The organism is Cellulomonas algicola, assembly GCF_003851725.1.
Lineage (GTDB): Bacteria > Actinomycetota > Actinomycetes > Actinomycetales > Cellulomonadaceae > Cellulomonas > Cellulomonas algicola.
This window is the reverse complement of sequence record NZ_BHYL01000279.1, coordinates 1-6,437: the sequence shown is the minus strand read 5'-3', so window position 1 is coordinate 6,437 and position 6,437 is coordinate 1. Positions and strand designations below refer to the sequence as shown.

Below are 6,437 nucleotides of genomic sequence, written 5' to 3'. Positions count from 1 at the left end.
GACGCGCGACGCCTCCGCCGCCGCGCTGACGCGCGACGCCTCCGCCGCCGCGCTGACGCGCGACGCGTCCGCCCCGCGCCGCGCTGACGCACGACGCGTCCGCCCCGCGCGCGTCGAGCCCCCAGTACCGCCCAGGACGACTGCGCGTCGTCGACGCGAGCGCGAACCGTCCACAGCCCGCCAGGTGCGGCGCGCGTCCACGGGTCGGCCGGACGGCTGCGTGCACCCCCTTCGGCCGCCGCGAGGCTGCCTCCGGAGGTGGTCCGGTGCGTGCGAAGGACGCGGTGGGACGGTACGGCGAGGACGTGGCGGCGGCGCACGTGCGCGAGCGCGGCTGGCAGGTGCTTGAGCGCAACTGGCGGTGCTCCGACGGCGAGCTCGACCTCGTGGCGCTCGACGGCACGGAGCTCGTGGTGGTCGAGGTCAAGACCCGACGGTCGACGACGTACGGGTCGCCCGCCGAGGCGGTGACCGCGCGCAAGCTCGCCCGGATCCGGCGGCTCGCCGCGCGCTGGCTCGCCGCGCACGACGTCCGCCCGGCCTCCGTCCGCGTCGACGTCGTGTGCGTGCTCGTCCCCGCCCGCGGGGCCGCGCAGGTCGAGCACCTCGTGGGGGTGGTCTGAGTGACCCTCGGCCGCACCCTGGCCGTCGCCCTCGTCGGCCTGGCCGCCCACGTCGTGGACGTCGAGGCGCACCTCGCGCCGTCGCTCCCGGCGTTCACCCTCGTCGGTCTCCCCGACGCGTCGCTCGCGGAGGCGCGCGACCGGGTCCGGGCTGCGGTGACGTCCAGCGGGCTCGCGTGGCCGAACCGCCGGATCACCGTGAACCTCTCGCCGGCGACCCTGCCGAAGTCCGGGTCCGCGTTCGACCTCGCGATCGCGGTCGCCACGCTCGCCGGTGCCGGGCTCGTCGACGCCGACCGCGTGCACGGTCTCGTCCACGTCGGCGAGCTGGGGCTCGACGGCCGCCTGCGCCCCGTGCGTGGCGTCCTGCCGGCCGTGGCGGCGGCGGTCGCCGCCGGTCACGCGCGGGTCGTCGTCCCGGCCGGCAACGTCGCCGAGGCGCGGCTCGTGCCCGGTGCGCGGGTCGTCGGGGCGACCACGCTCGCCGAGGTCGCCGCCGGGTACGGCGCAGACGTCCCGGTCCCCGACCTGCCACCCGTCGACGGGCTCGTGTCCGGGACCGCGCGCACCGCTCGTGACCTCGACCTCGCGGACGTCCTGGGGCAGGAGGACGCGCGGCACGCGCTGGAGGTCGCCGCGGCCGGCGGGCACCACCTCCTGATGGTCGGCCCGCCCGGGACGGGCAAGACGATGCTCGCGTCGCGCCTCCCGGGCCTGCTGCCCGACCTCGACGAGCGCGCCGCGGTCGAGGTGACGTCGGTGCACTCGATCGCGGGCACGTTCGATCCCGGCGCGGGGCTGCTGACCCGCCCGCCGTTCGAGGACCCGCACCACACGGCGACGCCGGCGAGCGTGGTCGGCGGCGGCTCCGGCGTCCCGCGACCCGGCGCGGCGTCGCGCGCCCATCGCGGCGTGCTCTTCCTCGACGAGGCGCCCGAGTTCACGACGGCGGTGCTGCAGACCTTGCGGCAGCCCCTCGAGCACGGCGAGCTCGTCCTGCACCGGGCCGCCGGCGCCGCGCGCTACCCGGCACGCTTCCAGCTCGTGCTCGCCGCCAACCCCTGCCCCTGCGGTCGCGCGGTCGGCAAGGGCCTCGACTGCACGTGCCGCAGCGAGCAGCGGCGCCGGTACTTCGCCCGGCTCTCCGGGCCGTTGCTCGACCGCGTCGACCTCCAGGTCGAGCTGCCCCCGACCCGGCCCGGCGGAGCCGCCGGCGACGCGACCGCGGTCGTCGCCCGACGCGTGACCGATGCGCGGGCGGCGCAGGCGGAGCGTCTGGCCGGCACCCCGTGGCGGACGAACGCCGACGTGCCGGGCTCCTGGCTGCGCGAACGCCTCGGCTCCGACCGTGCGGTCGTCTCCGACCTCGACCGTGCCCTCGAGCGCGGCACGCTGAGCCTTCGAGGCGTCGACCGCGTGGTCCGGGTCGCCTGGACGCTCGCCGACCTGGACGGTCGGGCCTCGCCGAGCCGGGCCGACGTCGGCCGCGCGCTGCTGCTGCGGACGCGGGGGCACGGCGCATGAGCGTCTCGGAGCGGGAGCGCCGGGCTCGGGCGACGTGGAGCGCGCTCGTGGAGCCCGGCGATGCGGTCGCCGGCGCGCTCGTGTCGACGTTCGGCGCGGCCGAGGCCTGGGACCGTGTGAGACTCGCCCTGCGCGCGAGCCCGGACGGTGCAGGCGCAGCGGGGCTGGTGCTGGACGCAGGCGACGGACGGGACGCGACAGCGCCGCGTGGGCGAGCCGAGGACCGGGAGGGCGGTGACCACGACGGTCGGCCCGTCGGCCAGCGGGAGGAGGGCCCGGGTCGCGCCCGTCTTGCCCGAGCGCTCGCTCGATGGGCACCGCGAGCGTCGACGGTGGACGGCGGTGCGCTGCTCGGCGCGCTCGACGGACTGGGTGGCGGGTTCCTCGTGCCGGGGGACGACGGGTGGCCGGAGGCCCTCGACGCGCTCGGGCCTGCGGCTCCGTTCGGGCTCTGGGTGCGTGGCGCAGCGGACCTCGCGCGGACCGGCGCGCGCGGCGTCGCGGTGGTGGGTGCACGTGCGGCGACCACCTACGGGGAGCGCGTCGCGCACGACCTCGCGGCCGGCCTCGCCGCGCGTGCCGTCACGGTCGTGTCCGGGGGTGCCTTCGGAATCGACGCCGCCGCGCACCGGGGGGCGCTCGCCGGGTCCGGCCGCACGGTCGTCGTGCTCGCCGGTGGCGTCGACCGGGCCTACCCACGGGGCAACGCGCGGCTGCTCGAAGCGGTCGTCGCCGACGGTGGGACGGTCGTCTCCGAGGTCCCGGTCGGCTCGGTCCCGACACGCGTCCGCTTCCTGCAGCGCAACCGGCTCATCGCGGGCCTCGCGACCGCGACAGTCGTCGTCGAGGCAGCGTGGCGGTCCGGTGCGATCAGCACGGCGTACCACGCGTCGACCCTGCTCCGGCCCGTCGGTGCGGTGCCTGGACCCGTGACGTCCGTCGCGTCGGCCGGGTGTCACCGGCTGCTGCGGTCCGGAGTCGCGGTCTGCGTGACGGACACCGCGGAGGTGCTCGAGCTCGCCGGCCTGGACGGCCCGGCAGCCGACCCGTCCGACGTCCCGACCCGTCCCGGAGACGGCCTGCCCGAGCACGTCCGCCGTGTTCTGGAGGCCGCACCGTCGCGCCGCGCGCTCGAGCCCGGCGCGCTCGCCGTCGCCGCAGGGGTCAGCCTCGCGGAGGCGCACGCCGCGCTGGGGCTGCTCGAGCTCGACGGTCTCGTCCGCCGCGAGGGCGCGGGATGGCGCCGCGCACGGCCCTGACACGCCGCGCTGCGGAGGAGCTGGGCCACCGGCGTAGCGAGCATCCGGCGGTTGCGCGACGACTCACGGACGCGGTGCGGAGGACGGCGTCACCCCGTGGGGGACGCAGGGACGCGCGTTGCGGGGCGTACCGGTCGACACGTGCGGGACGGCTGGACGCCCGTGGCGTGGGGGCGGGCAACACGTACGGGCACTGCTCGACGCACGTGGCGTGGGGGAGCGGGCCACGCGTTCGGGACGGCGGGACGCACGTGGCGTGGGGGAGCCGGCGGCGCGTACGGGACGGCGGGACGCCCGTGCGCGCGGGCGCGGATCACCCCTGCGCGTCCGGTCCGCGGTGACACGTGCGACCGGAGCGCGGTGACACGTGCGCAGCCGCAGCGAGTGACAGGTGCGCGAGGCAACTAGACGAGCGACGAGCCGCAGGAGTTCCCACCGCGCCGGAACTGCACAGGACCCGCCGGGTGAATTTCGTCACGGGGGACGGTCGAATCGGACATCGATTCAGACAATGCGTCCACAATCGCCCGCGACTGCGCCGGAGGAGTGAAGTTGCGGCTTGTTCGGCGCGTGTGTTTCCCGTCACCGTAGGGGCCATGAACGAGACGACGGCTCCCCGGGGGCACCGCGGCCCCCGCGCCGACGCCTCGTTCTCGGCATTTCCGATGAATGTCTCCGGTCCTTTCTCGGGTCGTGTCCGTCCGGACGTGGCCGTCGGGAACGGGGGCGTCGTCGGCGCCGTGCGCACGGCGGCCACGCAGCGCGCGACCACCCCCTCCATGGTCCAGCCGGAGTGCTCGGCCCCCTCATGCGCGCCCGGCCGCGCACGCACGAACGGAGTACCTCGATGACGAGTGCACTGGACGCAGCGCCGTCCCGTCTGCGGTTCGTCGGCACCGCGCCGGTCGGCGTGATCCCGAGCCCCCGCACCGCGGCGCCGGCACCCGTCGAGGACGTCGACGTCGCGTCGGCCCCGGTCGTCGAGCCGCTCATCGCCGAGGCGTGGGACGACTACAAGTCGACCGGCAGCCGCGCGGCGCGCGAGCAGCTGATCCTGCACTACGCCCCGCTCGTGTCCGCTGTCGCGGGCCGCGTCGGCATGCGCCTGCCGAGCACGGTCGAGCAGGCCGACCTCGTGTCGTACGGGATGTTCGGGCTCATCGACGCGATCGAGAAGTACGAGACCGGTCGTGCCGTGAAGTTCGAGTCGTACGCGTCCTCCCGCATCCGCGGCGCGATCATCGACGAGCTCCGGGCGATGGACTGGGTCCCGCGCTCGGTGCGGACGAAGGCCCGTTCCGTCGACCGTGCGTACGCCGAGCTCGAGGCGAAGCTGCACCGGGCGCCCACGGAGTCGGAGGTCGCGGCGCACCTCGAGATCGCGGTGTCGGAGCTGCGCCAGACGTTCTCCCAGCTGTCGACCGTGAACATCGCGGCGCTCGACGAGCTGCTCGGCGGCGGCGAGGACCGTCAGGCGGGCGTCAGCCTCGTCGACACCCTCGGCGACGAGCGCACCGAGGACCCGGCCGGCTCGCTCGACGCGGCGGAGACGAAGTACCTCCTGGCCCGCGCGATCGAGCAGCTGACCGACCGTGAGCGCATGGTCGTCGTCCTCTACTACTACGAGGGCATGACGCTCGCCGAGATCGGCCGAGTCCTGGGCGTGACCGAGTCGCGCATCTCGCAGATGCACACCGCGGCCATGCTGCGGCTGCGCACCCGCCTCGTCGAGGCCGAGCAGGCCTGACGACCCCGCACCACCCGGCGAGGCCGAGATCGCCTCGTCCCAGGGCGCGTCCGCCTCGTCGAGCGGACGCGCCCTGCGCGTGTCGGCGTCGACCGGACCCGACGGACGCTCGCCGCTCACGTCGGCATCGACGGGACAGGCGGGAGCGCCCTGCGGATGCGGGCGTCGTCGATCGGACGTGCCCGCTCTGCTTCCGGCGAGCGGACGTGCCACGCGGGTGCCGGGGACCGGCGGACGGGCCGCGGGCGGGTCACCGCGTGGGCAGGAGCACGATCGGCCCGCCGTCGACGAGGGCGACCGGGTCGAGGTAGACGTCGCCCCGTCGCACACCCCAGTGCAGGCACGCGTCCGCCGCGCAGTGGCCGCCGTCCGGGCTCACCGTGCCGACGGGGTCGCCGGCTGCGACGCGACCCCCCGTCGCCACCACCGGGGCGACCGGTTCCACGGAGGAGCGCAGCCCGTCGTCGTGCGTCAGCGTCACGACGCCGCGGCCCGCGACGACGCCGACGAACGTCACGACGCCCGGCGCCGGTGCCCGCACGACCGTGCCGGGCGCCGCGCGCAGGTCGACGCCGCGGTGCCCGGCCGCCCAGGGGGCGGGCGGGGCCTCGAACGGGGCCGCGACGGCGACGGGCGGCTCGAGCGGCCAGACGTAGCGGGCCACCGGTCGTCGGACGTCCGGCGCGCCGGTGCCCGCCGTCGATGCGGACACCGGCGCGGGGAGCGCCGATGCGGACACGAGCGTGGTGACGGTGCCGAGCGTGACCAGGGTCGAGACCACGCGGGCGGGAAGCCGCGCCCGACGGCGGGACGACGTGCCGCCGTGGGTCGGCGGACGAGGGACGCGTCGACGGGGGAGCGAGAAGCTGGACACGTGCCGAGCGTGGCGCGGACCGTGACCGTCGCGCCGGGATCAGGCCGCGACGGTGGACAGGCGCGGTCGGCTCCGGGCTGGGGACGGGTCGCGGGGGCGCCGGACGGGGCACGGCCCGACGTCGGCTAGACTTCCCCTGCGACCGGTCCGTGCCGGTCGACATCGCGCACCACCGACCCGCCTCGTCGTCCGCCTCGCGGACCTCGACCGGGGTCGGGCGCTGCACCGGTCCGCAGGACGGCCCGCTCGTCGGGGGTCCGCGGCGCAGCCCCTGACGTGGTGCCAGGGGCCCCGACCTGGTGTCGGAGCCGACAACCGAGACGCGGGTCCGCCGAGGCGGCCCCGCCCAGTCGCGCGCACCGGCCGGTGCGCGCCGGAAGGACGTCCCATGGCCGTCGTGACCATGCGCC

The 6,437-nt window shown here is 76.7% G+C and carries 5 protein-coding genes; 4 read left to right on the top strand and 1 reads right to left on the bottom strand.

The window, feature by feature from the left end:
• Window positions 1-266 precede the first annotated feature (266 nt).
• From CTKZ_RS16365 to whiG, 4 genes are all read left to right on the top strand, one after another.
• The gene (locus CTKZ_RS16365) at window positions 267-623 is read left to right on the top strand and encodes a YraN family protein (RefSeq protein WP_124343943.1); all 357 of its coding nucleotides are present in this window, start codon (window positions 267-269) and stop codon (window positions 621-623) included.
• The gene (locus tag CTKZ_RS16360; protein ID WP_124343942.1) at window positions 624-2,147 is read left to right on the top strand and encodes a YifB family Mg chelatase-like AAA ATPase; all 1,524 of its coding nucleotides are present in this window, start codon (window positions 624-626) and stop codon (window positions 2,145-2,147) included.
• 332 nt (window positions 2,148-2,479) lie between these two features.
• Window positions 2,480-3,406 carry a DNA-processing protein DprA gene (gene dprA / locus CTKZ_RS16355; RefSeq protein WP_235843521.1) on the top strand — a complete coding sequence of 309 codons (927 nt, stop codon included), beginning with the start codon at window positions 2,480-2,482 and terminating at the stop codon, window positions 3,404-3,406.
• Window positions 3,407-4,253: 847 nt separating this feature from the next.
• Window positions 4,254-5,153, top strand: a complete 900-nt coding sequence (gene whiG / locus CTKZ_RS16350; RefSeq protein WP_124343940.1) for an RNA polymerase sigma factor WhiG — start codon at window positions 4,254-4,256, stop codon at window positions 5,151-5,153.
• Window positions 5,154-5,403: 250 nt separating this feature from the next.
• On the opposite strand, the gene CTKZ_RS16345 is transcribed toward whiG, so the two are convergent.
• On the bottom strand, window positions 5,404-5,934 hold the full coding sequence (locus CTKZ_RS16345; protein WP_200829782.1) for a M23 family metallopeptidase: 531 nt from the start codon (window positions 5,932-5,934) through the stop codon (window positions 5,404-5,406).
• Between the last annotated feature and the right edge of the window lie 503 nt (window positions 5,935-6,437).